The following is a 21,223-nucleotide window of genomic DNA, read 5'->3' on the forward strand; positions in this document are numbered from 1 at the left end:
CCGCCTCGGGTCGGCTCCGCCCGGCCGCTGTCCGGCCGTTCGGCTGCGGGCCGGTCAGTCCTGTTCGGCGGCGTAGCGCATCAGGTCCAGGAGGCCCGCCTCGCGTTCGGCGGCGGTGTCGCCGTAGTCGAAGCTGTGGCTGAACTCGGCGCGGGTGAACTTGGTGAGCCACATCGCGCAGTAGTTGCCGGGCAGGAAGCAGGGCTCCAGCTCCGTGTAGACGCGGGTGACCTGCTCGGGCCGTACGCCCTGGCGTTCGAGCCTCGACCACAGGACGCGCTCGGGGTGTGCGAGGCCGACGGCCGCCTGCTCCGTCTCGATGCGCTTGCCGCCTCTGGAGTCGCCCACCTCGAACGCCGCCGAGAACGGGAAGCTCATCGCGTGCCGGATCTGCTCCAGGACGCGCGGCCACCACGCCTCGTCGTCCTGGAGGGCCGCCTCGTCCACCTCAAGCAGCCGCTTGCGCAGGCCGCGGAAGACGGCCGCCGGGTCCTGGTCGCCGGGCGCGGCGAGGACGGGCAGGTGGCGGTCGAGCGCCAGCAGGGCGCGCAGGAACGCGGGGACGCTCGCGTTGACGTGCATCGACGGCGCGTCCGCGACCACGAACAGCGCCCTGACCTGGCCGTCCGGCTCGACGCACAGCTCCGCGCCGCGGTCGGTGCCGAGCCGGAGCCAGCCGGCCGCCGACGCGGCGGCCTCGGGGAACCCGGCCGAGGAGGCGTACTCGCCGAGCGGCAGCGGCTCGCCCGACGTCGCGGTGAAGTAGGGCCCGACCTGGATGGGCAGCCCCGCCTCGGCCAGCGGGCCCGCCGCGCCGGCGGGCACCTGGAGGCCGTCCAGCTCGGCCGCCGCGAAGCGCCGCAGCCCGCGCGGCCCGAACTGCGCCGTCAGCTCGCCGGTGATGTCGGTCGTCATCGGTGGTTCCCCAAGCGGTTCGTCGGTCGTGGACGTGGTCCCGGCGCGGGCGGCGCGGTGGCGCGTGGCGCGGCGGCGCGGTCGCGCGCCCGGGTCAGCCGAACGTGCCGCTCGCGATGTCGTCGAGGACGTTCGGCCAGACCTTCATGATCTCGCCTTCGGGGACCTCGAACGCCGCCGGATCGTGCTCGCGCCACGCGCGCTCGGTGAGCCGGGCCGCCTCCTGGAACGGGTCGGAGCCGGTGCCCTCGTAGTCGGCCTCGTGCTCGTCGAAGTGCTCCTCGGTGTAGAGCTCCCGGTCGCGTTCGAGGACGTAGGCGAAGTAGACCAGCGATTCGAGGTCGGAGTTCATCAGGTACGGGTCGGGCTCGGCCTCGGAGATCGCGTAGACCCGCCCGGTGGCGCCGTCGAGCGCGATCGTCACGAACACCGAGCCGTACGCGTCGCCGAGCAGGTAGGCGTCCGCGAGGGAGGGCGGGACGGTCCAGCCGTGCTCGGTGACGAACGGGGACTCGCGCAGCGGCAGCGGCCCGTCCGGGACGTGCTTGTCGAAGACGATGAACTCGGCGGTGGTGCTCGTCGGCACGCCCACCTCGGTCAGGAACGCGCGCGCGGCCTCGTCGGTGATCCCGGCGGGAACGGCGCCGGGAGCGACGCGCGCGACCGCGTCCTCGCCGAACACCTCGACGAGGGCGTCGTGCGTCAGCCTGTCAGGCACGGGTCAACCTTTCGTCCGGTACGGAACGCGAACGCCTAACGCCCCAGCAGACCTCTCGCGTAGGTCCGTATCTTGCCGCTCACCTGGGCGTTGGTGCCGTCGGTGCCATCGTAGTTCCAGCTGTGCGACACCTTGAAGTTCGGATCGTTCTTCGCGAAGTGCGCGTAGAGCCACTCGTCGCAGTTCCCCTTGTTCGGACTGCACGGCGCCCGTTCGGTGTAGACCTCGGTGACCTTGCGGATGTTGCCCTTCTGCATCTCGTCCAACAGCAGCGAGCCGGCCGAGCGCTCCGAGTGGGTGCCCTGGCTGCGGCCGACGAGGATGCCCTCGTTGCCGTCCTTGTCGATGTACCGGTACGCCGCGTAGTTCTTCGCGCTCGTGTCCTGGTTGCGGTGCCGCGCCTGCTGCGTGGCGCGCGACAGGTCCGAGCTGCCCGGCGGCACCTTGTTGGACTTGACGTGCGGGCGGCGGCCCTTGGCGCCGTCCTTGAACGTGTACTTCTTCGCCCGGTCGCGTACGCGCTGGTTCGGTTCGAGGTAGTCGACGCGCTTGCCGTTCTTGGACAGCCTGAACATGTCCTGCGCGGCCTTGCCGAAGACGCCGCGCGCTCCCCTCGCGGCCGCGCCGCGCTGGGACGGGGTGCCGCTCCTGCGATGCCTGGCTCCCACGGTCAGACGTTGAGGGCGGCCGAGACGGACGTGATCTCCCCGACCATCTTCTCCTCGGCCTTCTCGTAGTTGTCCGCCATCGCCTTCAGCTTCTCGGAGTAGGCCGCCATGTCCTCGGCCGCGCCGGTGAACGACTCGTCCGCCTGTTCCTGGATGGCGTTGTACGACTCGCCGATGAGCATCCCGATGTCGTCGCCGCCCCAGGGCTGGCCCATGCCCTCGACCTTCGCGACGAGGTCCTTCCACTCCGACGACAGGCGCTCGCCGGCGGCCTTCAGCCCGCTGGACGCGCTGCGGAGGGTGTCGGGCCGGATGGTGTAGCCGTCCGCGGTCATCGGGAGCCTCCGATCTTGGAGATGGCATCGCTCACGGCCTGGCTGATCGCCGCCATCTGCCGCATGCCCTCGTTCTGGACCTGCTCGACCTGCTGGGAGAGGGCCGCGACGTCGACGGCCTCGGCGGCGCCCGCGTCGGCGGACTTGGCGCGCAGGTCGGCGAGCGCGGCGTTGGCGGCGGCCACGAGGTGCTCGCCGAGCTCCTCGGAGGCCATCCGCATGGCGCGGGGGTTGAGCTGGACCGCCTTCAGCCGTCCGCCGGGCTCGGCGGTGACCTTGACGTAGCCGTCCGCCGCCTCGCCGACGCCCTCGACGTCGGGGAGGTCCTCGGGGTCCGGGGCTGCGCCGGACCGCATCGAGGCCAGGGTCCGGCGCGCCTCGGTCAGCATGTGGTCGAGGTCGGGTCCCGAGAAGTCGGCCAAGGCGGATCGCTCCTCCGCGAAGACAACGGGCTTGAACGGTCTTGACGGATCATAACGACGCAAAGCGGCTCCGGAGCGCGACGGCGCGCGATCCCGCGTCCCGGAAGGCGCGCCCGGCGGGGAACGCGTAGGGTGTCGCGACCGTCGGAACGTCCGGAGATCACCCAGAGCACACTCTTATGCAGCGGGAGTGAGGGACCCCTACCATTTGATCCGTTTGGCGAAGGTCGGATCAGCGGGTGATCCTGGTGCACGGGGGGATCGTCGGCTGGCGGCGACGGCCGGGGCCTGCGCGACAGGACCGGTCTGAGCTGCGGGAACGGTCAACGGGGCCGCAGCGGGCCGGCAGGTCCGCGGTTGGAGGAGAAGGAACGTGAGCACGGTCGTCGTCCGCCGCCGTGAGCGACGGAAACCCCCTGCCATGCCACGGGGCGAGGTTCTGCTCGAATCGCCGCCGGAGCTGCCCGAGGTCATCCCGGCGGGCTTCCAGGCGGTGATGACCTACCTGCCCATGCTCGCGGGCTCGGGCGCGATGGTCTTCATGATGGTGGGCCGCGGGGGCGGCACCCTCCAGTACGTCGCGGGCGGCATGTTCGCCGTCTCCATGTTCGGCATGATGCTCGGCCAGGTCGGCCGGGGCGGCGGCGAGCGCAAGGTCAAGCTCAACAACGAGCGCCGCGACTACCTGCGCTACCTCGGGCAGGTCAGGCGCAAGGTCCGCAGCGCCGCCAAGCAGCAGCGCGAGGCGCTGGAGTGGGGCAGCCCCGACCCGGGCTCGCTGTGGTCGCTGGTGATGAGCGCCCGGCTCTGGGAGCGGCGCCCCGCCGACGACGACTTCGGCCAGGTCCGGGTCGGGACGGGCGCGCAGAAGCTCGCCGTCCAGCTCGTCGCGCCCGAGACCAAGCCCGTCGAGGACCTCGAACCGATGTCCGCGGGCGCGCTGCGCCGGTTCATGCGCACCCACGCCAACGTGCCCAACCTGCCGATCTCGGTGTCGATGCGGTCGTTCGCGCGGATCGTCCCGCAGGGCGACCCCGAGGCCGTGTACGGCATGGTCCGCGCGATGATCGCGCAGATCGCGGCGTTCCACTCCCCCGACGACGTGCAGATCTCGGTGTGCGCGGCGCGGCAGCGGCTGCCCTGGTGGCAGTGGATCAAGTGGCTGCCGCACAACCTGCACCCGACCGAGCACGACGCGGCGGGCCAGGTCCGGCTGATGAGCGAGAGCATGGCGACGCTGGAGGCGATGTTCGGGCAGGCGGTCAAGGACCGGCCCCGGTTCCAGCCCGGCATGTCCCGCGACGACCTGCCGTACCACATCATCATCATGGACGGCGGCCAGGCGTCCTACGACTCCCAGCTCGCCGCCGACGGCATCGAGGGCGTCTGCATCATCGACCTCACCGGCTCGACCGCCCCGACGCACGAGTCGACCATGCTCCGGCTGAACGTCCAGAAGGACCGGATGGCGCGGCTCACCAAGGACCGCACCGGCAAGGACGTCGCGACCCGCATCGGCAAGCCCGACGGGATCACCCTCCAGCAGGCCGAGGCCCTCGCCCGGCAGCTCGCGCCGCTGCGCGCGAGCGGCATGCAGGGCCCGGAGGAGGACGCGCTGTCGTCCGCCACCACGATGACCTCGCTGATGGGCATCGACAACCCGTTCCACGTCGACCCGGCCGAGGTGTGGCGCCCGCGCGCGCCGCGCAACCGGCTGCGCGTCCCGATCGGCATCGACCCCGAGGGCCGTCCCGTCTCGCTCGACATCAAGGAGTCGGCGCAGGGCGGCATGGGGCCGCACGGCCTGTGCATCGGCGCGACCGGCTCCGGCAAGTCCGAGCTGCTGAGGACGCTCGTGCTCGGCCTCGCGATGACGCACTCGTCCGAGGTGCTCAACTTCGTCCTGGTCGACTTCAAGGGCGGCGCGACGTTCCTCGGCATGGACAACCTGCACCACGTCTCCGCCGTCATCACCAACCTGGAGGACGAGCTCCCCCTGGTCGACCGCATGTACGCGGCGCTGGAGGGCGAGATGGTGCGGCGGCAGGAGTACCTGCGCGCGTCCGGCAACTACGCCTCGCTGCGCGACTACGAGAAGGCCCGCGAGCAGGGCGCCGACCTCAAGCCGATGCCGACGCTGTTCCTGGTGCTGGACGAGTTCTCCGAGCTGCTGTCGGCCAAGCCGGAGTTCGCCGACCTGTTCGTGATGATCGGACGGCTCGGCCGGTCGCTCGGCGTGCACATCCTGCTGGCCTCGCAGCGCCTGGAGGAGGGCAAGCTGCGCGGCCTCGACACGCACCTGTCGTACCGGATCGGCCTGCGCACGTTCTCCGCGCAGGAGTCGCGGGTCGTGCTCGGCTCCCCCGACGCGTACGAGCTGCCGTCCGCGCCCGGCCACGGCTACATGAAGTTCGGCACCGAGTCGATGACCCGGTTCCGCGCCGCGTACGTGTCCGGGCCCGCGACCGAGGACCTCCAGCCCGCGCAGAAGAAGGGCAGGCAGCACGTCCGGCAGGTCGTGCCGTACATCCCCGACTACATCCGGCCGCAGGTCATCGAGGACCCGCAGGAGCAGCAGGCGCAGCCGGAGAACGAGACGCAGGCGTCGCTGTTCGACGTGGTCGTCAAGCAGCTCGAAGGGCACGGCCCGCCCGCGCACGAGATCTGGCTGCCGCCGCTCGACGTCCCCCCGACGCTCGACGAGCTGCTGCCGACCCTCGCGGTCGTCCCGGGCCTCGGCCTCACCACGCAGAACGACGCGTGGCGCAACCGGCTGCACGCGATCACCGGGATCATCGACCGGCCGTTCCACCAGCGGCGCGACCCGATGTACGTGGACCTGGCCGGCGCGGCCGGCAACGTCGGCATCGCCGGCGCCCCGCAGAGCGGCAAGTCCACGATGCTCCGGACGCTGATCGCGTCGCTCGCCGTCCTGCACACGCCGCAGCAGGTGCAGTTCTACTGCCTGGACTTCGGCGGCGGCACGCTCGCCGCGTTCGAGGACCTCCCGCACGTCGGCGGCATCGCGACCCGCCTCGACAACGACCGCGTGCGCCGCACGGTCGCGGAGGTCACCTCGCTGCTGGAGCAGCGGGAGCGGGAGTTCGCCGAGCGCGGCATCGACGGCATGGCCACCTACCGGCGGATGCGAGCCTCCGGCGAGATCCCCGGCGACGGCTACGGCGACGTGTTCCTCGTGATCGACGGCTGGATGACCGTCCGCCAGGACTACGAGAACATCGAGCCGGTCATCACCGACCTCACCGCCCGCGGCCTCGGCTACGGCATCCACGTGATCGCGACGGTCAACAAGTGGTCGGAGTTCCGCACCACGATCCGCGACCTGTTCGGCAGCCGCCTCGAACTGCGGCTCGGCGACCCGTACGAGTCGGAGGTGGACCGCAAGCTCGCGCAGAACGTCCCCGAGGGCAAGGCGGGCCGCGGCCTCACCCGGGACAAGCTGCACTTCCTGGCGGCGCTGCCGCGCCTGGACGGCGACCCGAGCGGCGAGAACCTCTCCGACGGCGTCCGCAAGTTCGTCGGCGCGGTCGCGGGCAACTGGCAGGGGCCGTCCGCGCCGAAGGTCCGGATGCTGCCCTCGGTGCTCCAGCCGTCGCAGCTCCCGTCCCCGGCCGAGACGGGCTCGCGGATCCCGTTCGCGATCGACGAGGACTCCCTGTCGCCGGTCTACCTGGACTTCTCCCAGGAGTCGCACCTGCTGGTCATCGGCGACACCGAGTGCGGCAAGTCCAACCTGCTCCGCACGATCATCCAGGGCCTGGTCGACCGCTACACCCCCGAGCAGGCCCGGATGATCTTCCTGGACTACCGGCGGGCGCTGCTCGACTCGGCCAACACCGAGCACCGCATCGGGTACGCCGCCTCGTCCACCGCCGCCGCGTCCCTGGTCAAGGACATCGTCGGCGCGCTGAAGAACCGGCTGCCACCGGCCGACCTCACCCCCGACCAGCTCCGCGACCGGTCCTGGTGGAACGGCCCCGACCTGTACCTGATCATCGACGACTACGACCTGGTGGCCACGTCCAACAACCCGGTCACCCAGCTCGCCGAGCTGCTCCCGCAGGCCCGCGACATCGGCCTGCACGTGATCGTGTCCCGCGCGTTCGGCGGGTCCGGCCGCGCCATGTACGACCCGATCATGCAGCGCATCAAGGAGATGGGCTCCCCCGGCCTCCTGATGTCCGGCAACAAGGACGAGGGCGTGGTCCTCGGCAACATCAAGGCCCACGCGCTCCCGCCGGGCCGCGGCTACTTCATCGACCGCCGCGGCGGCACCCGCCTCGTCCAGACCGCCCACCTAGAGACCGCAGAAAGGCAGGCAGATGGCTGACTTCAGCCTCGGCGACGGCTTCGAGCGCTTCCAGCGCGACATGGAGCGGAGCATGGGCGACTTCGGCAGGATCCAGGAACGGATCAAGGAGGCCGTCGGCCGGGGCGAGTCCGCCGAGGGCCGGATCACCGCCGAGTTCCGCACCGAGGGCGGCCTGACCGCCCTCACCATGGACCCCCGCGCCCTGCGGCTCCCGTCCGAGGAGCTGAGCGAGGAGATCCGCAAGGCGGTGAACGCGGCCAGCCAGGACCTCCAGAACCAGGTCCGCGAGGCGAGCAGCACCATGTTCGCCCCCTCGGACCGCCCGGACCAGGCCCTCGACCCGTCCGCCGCCCTGGCCTCCCTGGACAAGATCGCCAACGGCTTCGCCGGCCAGATGAAGGACCTCGCCCGCGAACTCGGCCTCCAACAGCAGCGCGCCAAGGAAGCCATGGAGAACTACCAGGGCAAGGGCAACCCAGCCCGCTGACCAAGCGAACGGCCCCCGAAGCACTCCGCTCCGGGGGCCGTCCCATGCCCAGCCCTACTAGAGGTCCAGTCCCCCAGCCTTGATCCGCCCAACGAACACCGCGAACTCCCCACGCGTCACAGCAACCCTCGGCCCCTCAGGATCCTTGCTGTCACGAACGGCCACCCCACCACCGACCACGCCCAACTCCACGCACTCGGCGGTGCCGCCCCCGCTCGTATAGCTGCTCTTGCGCCATTCAATGATCACCGAGATGCTCCATCACTTTCTTGATCAGCTCCAGGGACCCTTGCTCGGGTAGTGCCTGCGCCCCAATCCGGTCGTACCTCAGCGACATCCTCCTTACCTCGGAGGCGTCCGGTACCAGTCTGCCCTGAAGTTGCGCCCACACATAGGCGATGTCGGTGCCGTCGGCCGTGGTGATCAACTCGAAGTCTCCGTCAACACCGATGTGCGCGGGAGAACCGGACGGCACGATCCGCACGCTCGCCCGTTCGGCCAGTTCGATCAGCCTCTCGAGCTGCCCGGTCATGACCTCGCGCGGAACACCTTCGTACCGCAACGCGGCCTCATCGATCAGCAGCCACAACGACATGCCCTTGAGCTGGTCGAGCAGCAGCTTCTGGCGGTCCATGCGTTTGCGCACGGCGCTCTCGACGTCTTCCAGCACGCCGCAGGAGGTGATGATCGCACGAGCGTAGTCCTCGGTCTGGAAGGGGACCGGCACGATCTGGCTGTTGTAGATCTTTATGATCAGGGCGCCCGTCTCGAAATCGATCAGTTGCTTCGTCCACTCTCGATCACGCCCGAGGACGACCGCATAGTGGCGCAATGCGACGAACAATGTTCCCCAGGCTTCGTCGAGGAGCTCGGCTTGGACGGAAGTCAGGTTGAGGCGTCCCGCCTCGATGTTTGCTACCCGTTGTTTGTCAGCCTGGATGACCACGCCCACCTCCGCCTGCGAGAGTTCGCGCTGGCGGCGCTCTTTGCGCAGGTAGACAGAGATGAGGTTCCAGAGCGAGTCTTCGGGGCGGAGGGACTCGGCAGCACCCATTGCTGACTCCTTAGGTAACAAAGTTCCTCGTACAACTCGCACGAGGAGCCTGACAGGCGGAGTCTAGGAGCAGAACAGGGCCAGTGAAGGACTTTCTACGCGACTCCGAAAACTACTGCGAGGTACGAACAATGTCACCCGAACAACCGTCGTCCCATAACGGTCAATCTCCGTTTTCCCGGGGACGCTGGGCAGAGCCATACATTTCCGCCGCGTCGGGGCTCTGGACGGTGCATCGGTGGAATCCGCTCACGTTCACCGAGCAGGCGCGCAACCTCGTCCACACGCTCACAGCTTGCGACCTGGGCACGCTGCGACGCCTCATGGCGCAGCAGGACGAGCTGGCCGACCGCGTCCACCAGCCGCACGACCGGGCTCCGGAGCAGGAGGGCCCGTGATCCACCTCAACGTCCCCGCCGCGACGATCCGGGCGGAACTTCCGGAGCCGTTCCACCCGGGCTGGAACGAGATCGACGGAGTCACCGTTGAGGGGACCCGCCTCACCATCAACCCCGCCCGGTACTTCTTCCGCTACGAGAATCCGTCCTGGCTGCCATCTGCGGCCCCGTCTACGGCCTGACCAGCGCGGAGACCGAGCACCTTGGCGCGCTTCATCAGGCCGCCTGGACCGGCCCCCGCCAACACCTCGCCGCCGCCTCACTCGGCGGCCGCCCCGTCCACGACTGCCGGACCGCCCCGGGGCCGCGTGACACCTGCGTCGTCCCGTTCGGCGTGGACCTCACCGAGTTCCGCCGCGAACTCACCGCCCTCAAGCGCGACTGGCGCGAGACGCTCCCGCTGCCGTTCAGGCGCCGTCCTCCAGATCGAACGCGACGGGCGAGGCCACGATCAAAGTTCTCATAGGTTCAGGCAGATCCCGATGGAGGACGAGCCTCTTGGAGTCGAAGCGCGCCAGCGCGTTGCCTTCGGTGTCCAGGTAGTCGCAGTTTTTCCCGGGCACCGCGGGACGGCTCAGGACAGCCTTTTTATAGACTTCCCAAACAATATTGCAGACGACCCTCTTGTGCGCATCAAGGATCTGCACTCGGTCTTGAGTGCTCCTCCCCCTTTCGTCGCTGCCAAGGTCGCTGCGATGAAAGTGTCCCAGCACCTCACCGGCAAGGGAGCGGACGATCGGATATCCCGTATCCGCCGGCCGCTCGATCCGGAACAGCGGAGCTCCGTCGGGAGACTCGAACTGGAGCACCACAGGGGAGTAATCCCGGGACGCCGCAAAGGCACGCCCGAGTCTCCCCCGCGCCTTCCCGCCCTCAACCTGCACAACGTTCGCCGCGAGGCCGCTTCCATCACTCTTGATCCGGAACGTACGGCGCCCGAGGTTCTTGTAGACCAAGCACTGGGATTCAAGTAGTTCACTCATTAGCTGATCACTTGTCCCATGGGGGCGTATCGTCCTTCTTCTTTTCTACCGGGTTCCACTCACGGCTCCCTGCGGGCGTCGTCCCCTGAAGCTTGTCGGTGTACTTCCCCTTGTCGTCCCAGCCGCCCTCGTATCCGGCCTTAGAGCCCGTTTCCGGCTGTTCGGCCCCGACATTGAAACCGCCTCCATTGACGTTGCCTTCACCATCCCGCTCGACCTTTCCGCCGAGACCGAGATCAACGGGACCGGCCGGCTTCTTACCCTTGAACTCGAAGTCACCGCCCTCATATCCCTTACTGCCGATCTTGTGATGGCTGCCGAACTCGAACTCCGGCCCGGCCCCCGCAGGAAACTGGGCCTTGGCGCCGCCGCCGACGTTCCAGGTCTTGTTGATGCCACGGTCCGCATCCAGATCGATCTCCTGGAGGGGAAACCCCCTACTGCCGGATGTCGCATGGGCGGTGCCGGGCAGCCGTTCGATGTTGCCGTTGGAGCGGTTGAGGTAGGCGAGGCCCGCGTTGGCGGCGTTCTGGGCGAGGTTTGCCGCCGCGCCCGCCGAACCAGTCGCCAGGGCCCTCTTGAACGCGTCGTCGGCGTCGGCGTTGCCGTGGTCGACTTGGTAGTCGGCGGTGAACGAGGCGCCGCCGCCCATGGTCGCGGCGGCGATTCCTCCGGCGGTGGCCAGGATGCCCGTCGCGACCCAGGTGACGGTGAGCGCGGTGCCCGCGAGCGCCACGCATTCCGGGTAGTCGACGATGGCCAGGGCCGCGACGGCCAGGACATCGAGGTACGTCGCGACGCCGATGGCGAAGAGCGCGTAGGTGAAAAGGGCGTACGCGAGGACCGTCAAGGCGTACGAGACGGCCATGCAGTAGTTGTGCAAGGCGTCCAGTTGAAGGCAGTAGTCGGCGACCTTGTTCTCGTACGCGGCGCGGTCGTCCATTTTCCAGGCTTGCTCTGGGATGCCGTCCACGAGTTCGCGGAGGTCATGTGCCGCTTTCTGGCATTGTTCCGCGGCCGTGCTCCAGGACTGGGCGGCGGCCTCAAGGTTCTGGGGTTTTCCGGTGGCCAGCTTGAACTGGAAGGCGACCATCAGGGCGGGCGGGAGGATCCCCGCGCCCGACGCCATAAGGAACGCGGCGCTCATGAGGCTTTCCGCGCTGCCCACCACGGAGCCGCCCGCCAGGCCGCCAACTCCCGCCATTCCGGCCGCACCGGCGGCGGTGCCCGCGCCGCGCGAGCGCGCACCGCTGTGCATCGAGCCCCCGGCGCCCATCAGCGGCCCGCGTTCGCGGCTTCGGCGTCGCCGTACGTGGTGGCGGCGCGGTCGACCTGGGCGGCCAGAGTCCTGATCGCCTGGAGTTCGGACTTCAGGTCCTCGAACGCGAACTGGACGGCGATCGGGTAGGCGGCCGCGGCGGCCGAGCACGTGATGCTGAAGTCGCCGCCCTCAAGGTCGTACACCCCGGATTTGCCCAGCTCATCACCAGCCTTCCTCACTGCCGGAACGACCTGGTCGGTGATGTCCTTGCCGTGCAAGGCAATGCGTTTCGGGTCCGCCCACTTGTCGGTCACGTGTCTCCCCTGATTCGTGGTTCCAGGAGACCTTAGGACGTTCGATCCTCGTTTATCCAGAGGTTTCGTGACTTCAGTCAGGGTAACTGTCATGTCCCGAACGTGCTGTCCGGGCGTTGGGCGCGCGGAGCAGGAGCGCCGTACGGTGCCGGTCCTGCCGACCAGGTCCGCGAGGCTGCGTTCAGCGTCCTGGGGTGGAGTCTGGACCGGCCTCATGTCACCTGCCCGGGGCCGCCTGGCCCAACTGCGGCACCGTCGCGGGGGGGCGTACGCGCGGAGCGTGTGGACGTACGAGACGGCCGTGCGGTGGTCGAGCTCAGGCGAGGGTCATTGCCTTGCTGTCTTGCGCTTGAATATGCGACTGGGGATTAACGACATTCACGGATGCGAAGAGGTCGTATTTCACCAGTGTGGCAGTGACCGTGACCTTGTCCCCTTTGCGGAGGACGGTGTATTTGGCGGACGATCGAATGTCGGTGGTCTTGGCCTTGCCGTCGCACGTGGGCGCTATGGCTCCATGCGCGACGCTGCTGCCCAAGGCGACGTCGGCTCCGAGGCCGTTTGCGTCGGTGCAAGTGTAGGTCACGTTCACGATTGCGGTTTTGGTCTTGCCCTCCGCCTTCGCGGAATTGATTTTGACGGTGGCGGCCGCTCTGCTCGCACGAGCGGCCGCCGCGCGCTCGGCGGTGGCCGCGGGGGCGACCGTGCCCAGGCTCGCGGCGGCGGCAACGGCAGCCGCCACGGCCAGGCCGCCGTGAACACGGCGCCCTCGACGGCCGTGATGGTGGTAGCGGATCGCTGCGCCCATGGTGGTTGCTCCCGGCTCATAACGGAATCGCAGTCCAACTACCCTCAGTGATCAAGGATCACACTTCGCATTACAGGAGGTGGTCCCGCAGGACATCGCGATGCCGACCGGCAGTTCGGGCGTTCGGGCCCCCGAAGGCGATCCGGCAGTTGTCAGGCCCCGGATGTGTTGCCTGGGGCTGTTGTGCGGGGGATGGGCGCGACGTACGGTGCCAGTTTTTGCTGGCTAGGTCCGTGAAGCTCCGACGTTCCGGGAGTGCCCGTGCTGACTGCGCGCCGAACCGCCGTACCGCTCGCCCTGGCCGCCGCCTCCGTGGTGGCCGCCGGATCCCAGGCGCTCGCCGCGCCGCCGAAGGGAGCGTGGACCTCGTCCGTTCCCGCGCTGACCCGGCCCGCGGCGCTGTACGGGGTCGCGGCGCCGAAGCGCCAAGTCGCCTGGACGGTCGGCTCCGAGGCCAAAGGCACGAAGCCGGTGGTCCTGCGCTGGGACGGGACGACCTGGAAGCGCGACGCGGTGCCCGGCGGGATCGCTCCCGAGATCGTCGGCGTCGCGTCGAACGGGAAGCGCAACGCGTGGGCGATCGCGCAGTCAGGCGCGCCCGACGACGCGCGGTCGCTGCACTGGGACGGGCTGTCCTGGAAGGCCGTCCCGTACCCGCTGCCCCTCCCCCTGGCGGTGTCGGTCGACTCCGGCGGAACGGCCTGGTCCGCCGGATGCGCGGAGCAGCAGAACGACTGCGCCGTCCTCCAATACAAGGGCGGGCAGTGGGTCCGGCACCCGGCGCTGCCGCTCGCGACCGTCGCGGCGCGCACGCCCCGCGACGTGTGGGCGGGCGGCGCTGGCGACTGGACCGACAAGACGGGCCTGAGGCACTACGACGGGCGTACGTGGACGAAGGTCGAGTTCCCCACCCAGTGGTCGCAGTGGATCCTCCAGATCGTCCCGGTATCGGCGCGCGAGGTGTGGGTCTACACGCTGCCGCAGGACCCGCTGTTCTCCGGGCCGACGCTCATGCGTCTGAAGGACGGCGTCTGGACGGAGCACAAGCCGCCGCGGCCGACCGTCCAGGCGCGGGCGTCCATCATCGGCAACGGCTTCCTCGGCCGGATCGCGCCGGACGGCCGGGGCGGCGTATGGCTCCAGACCAACCAGACCGACAGCTACCAGCACTTCGACGGAACGAGCTGGACGAAGGTCCCGCGCTCGCTGCCGTTCGACGGCGCGCCATTCATGTACGGGCTCGCTCAGGTCGGCTCGTCCCGGACCGTCCTCGGCGCTGGATACGGCGGGGCCGTTCCGGTGATCGAGCGGTTCAGGTGACCAGCCCTTTCAGGCCGGGGCGCTCAGCAATTCCGGGCGGTCCCGGCCGGGGAATCGACGTGACAGTGCGATGAGCGCCAGCGGCGCGAGCAGGATCAGCGGAAGGCGGCCGAGCGGCATGGCGAGGTCTCCTGGTTCGAGGTCGCTGCTGAGGGTCGCCTTCTGCCGCCTTTCCGGATCCCAGGTGACTTCGACGCGGCGTCCCACGTCCTTGAAGCCGAACGTCTTGGACATCGTCGCGTGACTGTCGTTCGGGCAGAGAACGAAATTGCCGCTGCGAGTGATCTGCGTGCCCGGGACCGTCCTTTCCAGGGCGATCTGGCAGACGTACTCCCTGCCGTGCTCCGCCATCCTGAGTTTCTCAGCCGATTCGTACGACCCGACCGTGACGGCGATCCCGGCGAACAGAGCGATCGCGAGATACTGCGGACGGCGACGAGCGGCGGCCAAAGCGCAACCGAACGACAGCAGGAGCGACCCCACGGCCATCACCGGAAGTGAGACGAGCAACGGCGCGGCCAGCAGACCGAGAAGAGCGACCCCCGTTGGAAGGAGCAGCCATCCGGCGCCCATCAGGACCCAGCCCCACCGGGCGCTCGGCATCCGCGAAGGACGGCTGAAGCGCAGGCGAGAAACGAACGCCCCAGCGGTGAGCAGAAAGGTGCCCGCCGCATTGACGCCTAAAAGGACCGGCGCCACGCTTTTCGGGTCCCCGAATTTCGCGCTGTCGGCGTCCCCTGGAACGTGGTTGACCGTGACGCGGCGGCCCGGCTCGTAGACCTGCTTGGCGCCGCGCTTCGGCTTGGACGTGTCGCCGATCGTGTACGTCGCGGACGGGCAGGCGACCTGGTAGCGGTACGCCCGGGAGAAGTCGCCGCCCACCTGCGATGCCGTGGCGATATGGCACTTCTGCGTTTCCCGCGCCTGCGCGTCGGCGTTGACGAAAATGCCGATGACCGCGAGGAACGCCAGCGGGATGCCGAAGACGCCGAGGCCGGCCAACTGCTTCGACCTGGCCTTGAGGATCGCCGAGCAGCCGACCACGACGCACACCATGCCCGCGAGGCCGACGAAGGCCATGCCGAACGCTGGAAGCGTGTCCGATGCCGGCAGCGCGAACGAGGCCGCCACGCCCGAAAGGAGAAGCACCCAACCTGCGCCGAGCAGCGGATAAGCGATCCGGCCCGGCCGTCCGGGAACGGTGCGACTTTCGTCCATCGGGCCTCTTTCCGTTGTGCGCCAGCGGAAAAGAGTAAGGGAACGGACATGCACGGTCCAGCGCCCGAGCCCAGCCCGTCGACGTCCGAACGACGCGTCGGAGCTCGTCCGAACGAGCAAGCGGACGGCCGCGGAGAGACGGCAGGAACGCGGCATCCCCGCCCCGATCCCGTTCCGCGCACAACGGGATCGTGTCGGGGGCCGCGTCTCACCCGCCCCGGCTGCGCCGACCGCGCCCCGACAACCGTGTTCAACGGATGGCGGCACGGTGCGAACGTCCGGTCACCTGCCATTCGATCAGCGTGCGGCCTGCGAGGCAACGCGCTGAATGGCCTGGACCGCGATATCGGGCTGTTCGAGGTAGATGTAGTGCCCGCTCTTGGCCGCCGTGCTGAGCTTGCTGCGGCTGGAGAGCGCGAGCCACTTGCGCTGCCCTGCGGTCCACGCCTGCTCCAATTGCGGCCCGTACTTGGGCATGGCCGCGAGGTACGGCTTCCCGTGCTTGATGACCTCCACCGGAATGTTCCCGGCGGAAGCGACCTTGCCGTCGGGCATGGCGAGCTTCTCCGGGTTCTGCCCCTGGAAGACCGCGAGGTTCTGTGCGCGCATCTGGGCCGCCTGTCCGGGAGCGGATTCGGGAATGGCCTTCTTCATGTCGTCGGACATGGTCGGCGGCGTCGCGTCCATCAGGACCAGGCCCTTGACCCTGTCCTTGTGCTCGGGGCGTACCTGGCGGCGATCAGCCCGCCCATCGAATGCCCTGCCAGCACGACCGGGTGGTCACCGGCGATCCGGTCGAGCACGCCGGTCAGGACCTTTCCGGTGCTGGAGAAGCTTTGCGGACCCTCCGGCTGGGCGCTCGCGCCCGCGCCGAGCCGGTCATAGGAGCAGACCCGGTTCTTCTCGCTCAGGGTCTTCTGGAAGGCGGCCATCTTGTTCAACCCGTCTCCCCCTCCGTGCAGAAGGACGATGACCGGCTTTCCCTTCTCCTGGTCGCCCGAGCACGACACGTTCACCGACTTGCCTGCGACACTGATCTTCTTGGTTCCCGAGATCAGAGCGGCATCGGCTTTGCGCGTGGCGGGAGCGGACGCGTCCCGTTCCGCCGCGGCATCGCCGTCGCAGCCGGCGAGCCCCACCCCGGCCGCGGCACAGCCCAGTGCGACCACAGCCGATGCCTTGAGCTTGCGGAACATGATGTCCTCCAGAACGAGAATTGACGCCGAAATGATTCAGCGGCGCCGTAGAAGCGCCGCGGCCACACCGGAACGCTATGGAATCGGCAGCCCACGAATCGTCACCACCCAGTGGACATTCACCGGTAGCTCGCACGGGGGACGGAAGCACGGCCCGAAAAGGACGGGCGGCGCGGACGGTCACAACCGTCATCGGCACAGACGGCTACGCGCGCGGCGCAGGCGAACACCCCAACGGCGCGGCCCAACGGCGCGGCACAGCGGAACGGACCGGCGCGGAGCGGCGGCCCGTTCGGCGTAGGCGGGCGGTACGTCGTCGGGATGGTCTGGCGGACGGGAGGAAGAAGCGAGAAGGAAGAGAAGGAAAGAAAGGAAGGGAGCGGTCAGGTGAGGGGGTGGTCAGGTCCAGGACCAGGGGGACGCGGCGATCAAGGTGCGCATGGGGTCCTGGAACTGGTAGCGCTGCTTCAGCGTGAGGCGGCGGGCCTTCTCGCGGGCGGGGGACTGCGTGATCTCGATCTGGGCCAGCTCGTTGCCCTGCGCGTCGTTGACGACGTGGTCGCGCATGGAGCTGGTGATCGTGTAGATCTCTTGGTTGTGCGCGTCGCAGATCGTCCGGTTGGCGGTCACGTCACCGCCCGACGCCATGAACTTGAAGATCCCCTTGACGCCGCTGCTCTTGACGACCATGTGGCCGATCAGCGAGCCGTCGGGGGCGACGATGGAGAGCTGCGGCGTGCCCATCATCGGGTCGCCGACGCGGTCGACGAAGAAGATCGGCACGTCGTCCTGGCCCGCGACGCGCACCAGGACGCGGGACTCGTCGGCGGCGGCGTGGGGGTTGGCGTACGGGACGTTGCCGCCCTGCGCGGGCGGGGCCGTCGGGACGCGCGCGACGTTGGCCAGCAGTTCGCCCTGCGGACCGGTGATGACGTACTCCCGCGGGCGCTGCGGGTTCTCCAGCGTCCAGACCGGGAGGTCGAACAGACCGGCCATGTGTCAGCTCCTGCTCAGGTCGAAGGCGATCGGTGACGCGATCACGAGCGTACGCAACGGCTCCGGGAGCTGGTAGTTGAGGCGGAGGTCGTAGCGGTCGCGGACCTGCTTGTTCTGGGCCTGGTCCATCCGGGCGAGCTCGTTGCCGTTCGCGTCGGTGAACACGCAGTACCGGCCGCCGGACGGCTGGTCGGTGACGTACCCGCCCATCCGCGTCTCCTCCCACATGACCGCGCACAGGGTGGTGTCGTTCGCGTCGACGAGCCGGTGCGACTCGTTGAACCGGTCGCGGCCGCCCGGCGTCCGGGCCTGCCCGGCCAAGTAGCTCCGCGCGAACGCCTGCGCGTCGTACGCCAGGCGCCCGATCACGGTGCCGTCCGGGGCGACGACGGCGACCGGCGCCTCGGGGGCCCGATCGACGAAGAACAGCGGCGCGCCGCCCGGGTCGCTGACCTGGACGACGAGCCGCTCGTTCTCGACGCCGGAGCTGAACCGCCCGAGCAGGCCCTTGCGCGGACGTTCCCCCGCGACCTGCGCGGCGGCGGCCACGGGCGTCCCCTGCCCGTCGCTGATGCGGTATTCGAGCTGCGTGGAGAGCTGCTCGACCGTCAGGACGGGGGTGCTGTAGATGCCGGTCATCGGCGTTCCTCCGCGGCTCGGCTCACCGGTCCCACGGCGGGACCTCGCTCTCGGTCTTGGAGTTGCCGCCCACGGACTCGGTCTCGCTCGTCCACTTGGTATGGCCCTGGCCGTCGTTCGCGGCGGTGTTGGTCTGGTTGTACACGTCGCCGCCCTGGTACGTCGCGCCGTGCTTCTCCTTGCCCTCCCAGCTCCCGTCGTCGAGGCCGTACTTGCCCTCGGCCTCGCCGGTGGCGCCGGCGCCGCCCTTCTCGTAGCCGCCGTTCACGCCGCCGTAGATGGAGTCGTTGCCCTTACTGTCCTCTTCCCATCCGCCCTTGCCGCCCGCGGACCATCCGGTGGGGCTGGTGTACTTGCCCTCGCCCTCCAGGCCCTGCCAGCCGCGGTCGCCGTACTTCGCGTGCCCGCCGACCTCCCACTCGCCTCCGGTGCCGGTGTTGAACTTCGCGCCGCCGCCGACGTTCCAGGTCTTGTCGTAGTTGCGGTCGGCGTCCAGGTCGATCTCGCTGAGGGGCGTTCCCTTGTGGCCGCCGGGCACCTTCACGCCGTCCGAACGGTTCAGCCAGTTCAATCCGGCGTTCGCGGCGTTCTGCCCGAGGTTGGCGAGCGCGCCCGCCGAGCCGGTCGCCTGCGCCCGCATGAAGTCGGTCAGCGCCTTGTCGTTGCCCTTGAACGTCTCGACCACGGCGGCCAGCGCGGCCCCGCCGGCCATGGTCGCCGCGCCGAGCTGGCCCGCGGCGGCGAGGATGCCGGTGGCGACGTGGGTGACGGTCAGGCAGGTGGCGGCCAGCGCCTCGCACTCCAGGAACACCGGCGTGCCGACCACCGAGGCGAGCGCGGCCGCCGCGGCGACCGCGAGAGCGCCGAGGAACGTCCCCATCGCCACGGCGAAGACCGCGTACACGAACAGGGCGTACGCGAGCACGGTCAGCGCGATCCCGACCGCCGTGCAGAAGACGTAGAGGACCTGGAGCTGGGAGGCGAACTCCTGGACCTTGGCCTCGTAGCCCTTGCGGTCGTCGGACGACCAGTCGGAGCCCGAGATCGCCGCGAGGCTCGACTGGAGCTCGGTCGCGGTCTGCTGCACCAGGTCGGCGGCCTTGCGCCACTCCTGACCGGCCTTCTCCAGGTCGGTGGCCTTGCCGGTGGACAGCTTGAACTCGAAGTTGATCATCATCGCCGGGGGCAGGATGAGCCCGGCCGCCATCGCCTCGGTGGTGGCGATGGACATCATGCTGTCGGACGCCGAGAGCGCGCTCATGGTCTTGTTTCCTTCGGTCGGCGGGGGGTGTCGGTACCTGGCTGGCGCGCGCGTCAGACCTGCGTGATCCGGCTGGCCTCCTCGGCTCCGGAGTAGTTCTTGGCGGTGGTCTCGATGCCCTTGGCGAAGTTCTCCAGCATCTCCAGGTGCGTCTTCAGGTCCTCGAACGCGAACTGGATCGCGCCCGGGTACGCCATCGACGCCGTCGTGCACGTGATGCTGAACGAGCCGCCTTCGAGGTTGTAGACGTTGTCGGCGTTCAGGGTGTCGCCGGCCTTCTGAAGCTTCGTGGCGATGTTGTCCGTGATGTCCTTGCCGTGCTTCTCGATCCGCGTGGGGTTGATCTGGATCTGCTGGCCCACTGCCCTGCCTCTCGTCCCGCTTCACTGCCTGTACGTCTCGCCCGGCGCGGCGCTCGGACCGTCCGTCCGGTCCGTTCGACCTGTTCGGCCCGTTCGGCCTGCCGAAAGGCGGCGAAACCACACCATCCCGCCGCAGGATAGGGCACCTGATCGGGATTTCCGGACGGTTCGGTCATCCTGGCATTACCGCCTGCCACCGCTCCACCCCGCCGATCCTTTAGAGTCTGATGCGATCGTGAAGGTTCAGCGTGGAGGGTTGCCATGAGGTGGACGGCTGGTGCGGCGCTGGGCGGTTGCCTCGCATCGCTGGTCGTCACGCCCGCGCCCGCACGGGCGGCGGCCGTACCCGCCGCGTCCCCGGCCGTGCCCGCCCGTCCCGCCGCGGCGCCCGCGCGGGCGGCGGCCTGCCAGCAGACCCCCGAGTCCGGGCCGCTGGTCAAGGCGCAGATCACCGAGGCGCCCTGGGCGCAGCAGCTCCTGCCGCTCCAGGAGGCGCAGGAGAAGGCGGACGGCCGCGGCGTGAAGATCGCCGTGATCGACAGCGGGGTGGACGCCGCCAACCCGCAGCTCGCCGGGCAGACCGCGCCCACGGTCGACCTCACCGGCACCGGCCCGCGCGACTGCGTCGGGCACGGCACCGAGGTCGCGGGGATCATCGCCGCCAAGCCCCGGATGAGCCTGTTCGTCGGCGTCGCGCCGGGCGCGCGGATCATCCCGATCAAGTACGCGGCGGCGGCCACCAACAACGACGACCGGCTGCTCGTCAAGGGCATCGACGAGGCGGTCAGGCGCCGCGTCGACATCATCAACATCTCGTCGGAGACCCACGCCGACACCCCCGAGCTGCGGCAGGCCGTCAACCGCGCGATCGCGGCCGACATCCTGATCGTGGCCGCGGCGGGCAACGTCAACCCGAAGAAGGGCGGCGCGCCCACCCCGTCGTTCCCGGCCCAGTACCAGGGCGTGGTGTCGGTCGGCGCGATCGCGCAGAACGGCGAGGTCACGCAGTTCTCCAACACCAAGACGCGGGTCTCGGTGATCGCCCCCGGCAAGGACATCCTCACCGTCGCCCCCGACGGCGGCTACATCGTCAAGGGCGAGGGGACCAGCTTCGCGACCCCGTTCGTCAGCGGCGTCGCGGCCCTGGTCAAGCAGACCCACCCGCGCCTCACCGCCGCGCAGATCAAGCAGCGCATCGAGGCGACCGCGGACGGCCAGAAGGGCACCGGCAGCGGCTACGGCGTGGTCAACCCGCTCGCCGCCGTCACCACCGTCCTCGACCCGAACGCGCCGCTCGCCCCCGCGCCCGAGCCCGGCTCGGTGCGGCTGGCCGTCCGCGAGAAGACCGACCCCGCCACCCGCAACGCCGCGCTCGGCATCGGCCTCGGCGGCCTCGGCCTCGCCGCCCTCGTCGTCGCCGGCGGCATCCTCATCCCCGCCGGCCGCCGCCGCAACTGGCGCCCGGGCAGTGTTGATTAAGCCCCGGCCCAGGACACTCGCCTAGCGGCTCGCGTCCTGACCGGTGCTTTGCGAGT

24 protein-coding genes are annotated in these 21,223 nt (G+C 69.5%); 6 read left to right on the forward strand and 18 right to left on the reverse strand.

Going from position 1 to position 21,223, the window contains the following annotated elements:
• Positions 1-54: 54 nt before the first annotated feature.
• The 5 genes from GEV43_RS10905 to GEV43_RS10925 all read right to left on the reverse strand — a co-directional run bounded on the left by GEV43_RS10905 (position 55) and on the right by GEV43_RS10925 (position 3,058).
• On the reverse strand, positions 55-915 hold the full coding sequence (locus GEV43_RS10905) for an SUKH-4 family immunity protein (protein ID WP_160820583.1): 861 nt from the start codon (positions 913-915) through the stop codon (positions 55-57).
• 94 nt (positions 916-1,009) lie between these two features.
• Complete coding sequence (locus GEV43_RS10910; RefSeq protein ID WP_160820584.1) at positions 1,010-1,633, reverse strand: SUKH-4 family immunity protein; 624 nt, start codon at positions 1,631-1,633, stop codon at positions 1,010-1,012.
• A gap of 35 nt (positions 1,634-1,668) precedes the next feature.
• Positions 1,669-2,301, reverse strand: a complete 633-nt coding sequence (locus tag GEV43_RS10915; protein ID WP_160820585.1) for a nucleic acid/nucleotide deaminase domain-containing protein — start codon at positions 2,299-2,301, stop codon at positions 1,669-1,671.
• 2 nt (positions 2,302-2,303) lie between these two features.
• The gene (locus GEV43_RS10920) at positions 2,304-2,636 is read right to left on the reverse strand and encodes a WXG100 family type VII secretion target (protein WP_160820586.1); all 333 of its coding nucleotides are present in this window, start codon (positions 2,634-2,636) and stop codon (positions 2,304-2,306) included.
• A complete protein-coding gene (locus GEV43_RS10925; RefSeq protein WP_241682858.1) occupies positions 2,633-3,058 on the reverse strand; it encodes a YbaB/EbfC family nucleoid-associated protein in 426 nt (141 codons plus the stop codon). Before GEV43_RS10925 ends, GEV43_RS10920 begins: the two co-directional genes overlap by 4 nt.
• A gap of 421 nt (positions 3,059-3,479) precedes the next feature.
• Here GEV43_RS10925 and eccCa point away from each other — a divergent pair, with 421 nt between their 5' ends.
• Together eccCa and GEV43_RS10935 are read left to right on the forward strand one after the other, a co-directional pair.
• Positions 3,480-7,409 (forward strand): type VII secretion protein EccCa, encoded by a 3,930-nt coding sequence (eccCa, locus tag GEV43_RS10930; protein ID WP_175250023.1) that lies wholly within the window; start codon positions 3,480-3,482, stop codon positions 7,407-7,409.
• Complete coding sequence (locus GEV43_RS10935) at positions 7,402-7,878, forward strand: YbaB/EbfC family nucleoid-associated protein (protein WP_160820588.1); 477 nt, start codon at positions 7,402-7,404, stop codon at positions 7,876-7,878. The genes eccCa and GEV43_RS10935 overlap by 8 nt, the downstream gene beginning before the upstream one ends.
• A gap of 57 nt (positions 7,879-7,935) precedes the next feature.
• Here GEV43_RS10935 and GEV43_RS10940 read toward each other — a convergent pair whose 3' ends face one another.
• Together GEV43_RS10940 and GEV43_RS10945 are read right to left on the reverse strand one after the other, a co-directional pair.
• Positions 7,936-8,127 carry a DUF397 domain-containing protein gene (locus tag GEV43_RS10940; protein ID WP_309239582.1) on the reverse strand — a complete coding sequence of 64 codons (192 nt, stop codon included), beginning with the start codon at positions 8,125-8,127 and terminating at the stop codon, positions 7,936-7,938.
• Positions 8,117-8,932, reverse strand: a complete 816-nt coding sequence (locus GEV43_RS10945) for a DUF5753 domain-containing protein (RefSeq protein ID WP_160820589.1) — start codon at positions 8,930-8,932, stop codon at positions 8,117-8,119. The genes GEV43_RS10940 and GEV43_RS10945 overlap by 11 nt, the downstream gene beginning before the upstream one ends.
• A gap of 230 nt (positions 8,933-9,162) precedes the next feature.
• Here GEV43_RS10945 and GEV43_RS10950 point away from each other — a divergent pair, with 230 nt between their 5' ends.
• Both GEV43_RS10950 and GEV43_RS10955 read left to right on the forward strand, forming a co-directional pair.
• Positions 9,163-9,330, forward strand: coding sequence for a hypothetical protein (locus tag GEV43_RS10950; protein WP_160820590.1), 168 nt, complete (start codon positions 9,163-9,165; stop codon positions 9,328-9,330).
• Entirely contained in the window at positions 9,327-9,512 is a 186-nt protein-coding gene (locus GEV43_RS10955) for a hypothetical protein (RefSeq protein WP_160820591.1), read from the forward strand. The genes GEV43_RS10950 and GEV43_RS10955 overlap by 4 nt, the downstream gene beginning before the upstream one ends.
• A 225-nt stretch (positions 9,513-9,737) precedes the next feature.
• On the opposite strand, the gene GEV43_RS10960 is transcribed toward GEV43_RS10955, so the two are convergent.
• The 4 genes from GEV43_RS10960 to GEV43_RS10975 form a co-directional block, all read right to left on the reverse strand.
• Positions 9,738-10,286 (reverse strand): hypothetical protein, encoded by a 549-nt coding sequence (locus GEV43_RS10960; RefSeq protein ID WP_160820592.1) that lies wholly within the window; start codon positions 10,284-10,286, stop codon positions 9,738-9,740.
• Positions 10,287-10,320: 34 nt separating this feature from the next.
• Positions 10,321-11,589 carry a hypothetical protein gene (locus GEV43_RS10965; RefSeq protein ID WP_160820593.1) on the reverse strand — a complete coding sequence of 423 codons (1,269 nt, stop codon included), beginning with the start codon at positions 11,587-11,589 and terminating at the stop codon, positions 10,321-10,323.
• Complete coding sequence (locus tag GEV43_RS10970; protein WP_160820594.1) at positions 11,589-11,888, reverse strand: hypothetical protein; 300 nt, start codon at positions 11,886-11,888, stop codon at positions 11,589-11,591. Before GEV43_RS10970 ends, GEV43_RS10965 begins: the two co-directional genes overlap by 1 nt.
• Positions 11,889-12,204: 316 nt before the next feature.
• A complete protein-coding gene (locus tag GEV43_RS10975; RefSeq protein ID WP_160820595.1) occupies positions 12,205-12,696 on the reverse strand; it encodes a hypothetical protein in 492 nt (163 codons plus the stop codon).
• Between the two features lie 261 nt (positions 12,697-12,957).
• Between GEV43_RS10975 and GEV43_RS10980 the strand changes: the two genes are divergently transcribed.
• Positions 12,958-14,016 (forward strand): hypothetical protein, encoded by a 1,059-nt coding sequence (locus GEV43_RS10980; RefSeq protein WP_160820596.1) that lies wholly within the window; start codon positions 12,958-12,960, stop codon positions 14,014-14,016.
• Positions 14,017-14,025: 9 nt separating this feature from the next.
• On the opposite strand, the gene GEV43_RS10985 is transcribed toward GEV43_RS10980, so the two are convergent.
• The 7 genes from GEV43_RS10985 to GEV43_RS11010 form a co-directional block, all read right to left on the reverse strand.
• Complete coding sequence (locus GEV43_RS10985) at positions 14,026-15,234, reverse strand: hypothetical protein (RefSeq protein ID WP_160820597.1); 1,209 nt, start codon at positions 15,232-15,234, stop codon at positions 14,026-14,028.
• Between the two features lie 297 nt (positions 15,235-15,531).
• Entirely contained in the window at positions 15,532-15,921 is a 390-nt protein-coding gene (locus tag GEV43_RS54770; protein WP_309239583.1) for a hypothetical protein, read from the reverse strand.
• Positions 15,921-16,430, reverse strand: a complete 510-nt coding sequence (locus GEV43_RS54775; RefSeq protein ID WP_309239584.1) for an alpha/beta fold hydrolase — start codon at positions 16,428-16,430, stop codon at positions 15,921-15,923. Before GEV43_RS54775 ends, GEV43_RS54770 begins: the two co-directional genes overlap by 1 nt.
• Before the next feature lie 399 nt (positions 16,431-16,829).
• Positions 16,830-17,426: a hypothetical protein gene (locus tag GEV43_RS10995; protein ID WP_160820598.1), complete on the reverse strand. Its 597-nt coding sequence runs from the start codon at positions 17,424-17,426 to the stop codon at positions 16,830-16,832.
• A gap of 3 nt (positions 17,427-17,429) precedes the next feature.
• Positions 17,430-18,065, reverse strand: a complete 636-nt coding sequence (locus GEV43_RS11000) for a hypothetical protein (RefSeq protein WP_160820599.1) — start codon at positions 18,063-18,065, stop codon at positions 17,430-17,432.
• Positions 18,066-18,087: 22 nt separating this feature from the next.
• On the reverse strand, positions 18,088-19,326 hold the full coding sequence (locus GEV43_RS11005) for a hypothetical protein (protein ID WP_160820600.1): 1,239 nt from the start codon (positions 19,324-19,326) through the stop codon (positions 18,088-18,090).
• Between the two features lie 53 nt (positions 19,327-19,379).
• A complete protein-coding gene (locus GEV43_RS11010; RefSeq protein ID WP_160820601.1) occupies positions 19,380-19,688 on the reverse strand; it encodes a hypothetical protein in 309 nt (102 codons plus the stop codon).
• Positions 19,689-19,949: 261 nt separating this feature from the next.
• On the opposite strand from GEV43_RS11010, the gene GEV43_RS11015 reads away from it, so the two are divergent.
• On the forward strand, positions 19,950-21,167 hold the full coding sequence (locus tag GEV43_RS11015) for a S8 family serine peptidase (protein WP_160820602.1): 1,218 nt from the start codon (positions 19,950-19,952) through the stop codon (positions 21,165-21,167).
• The last annotated feature ends 56 nt before the right edge of the window (positions 21,168-21,223 follow it).

Source organism: Actinomadura sp. J1-007 (genome assembly GCF_009793335.1).
GTDB lineage: Bacteria > Actinomycetota > Actinomycetes > Streptosporangiales > Streptosporangiaceae > Spirillospora > Spirillospora yumaensis.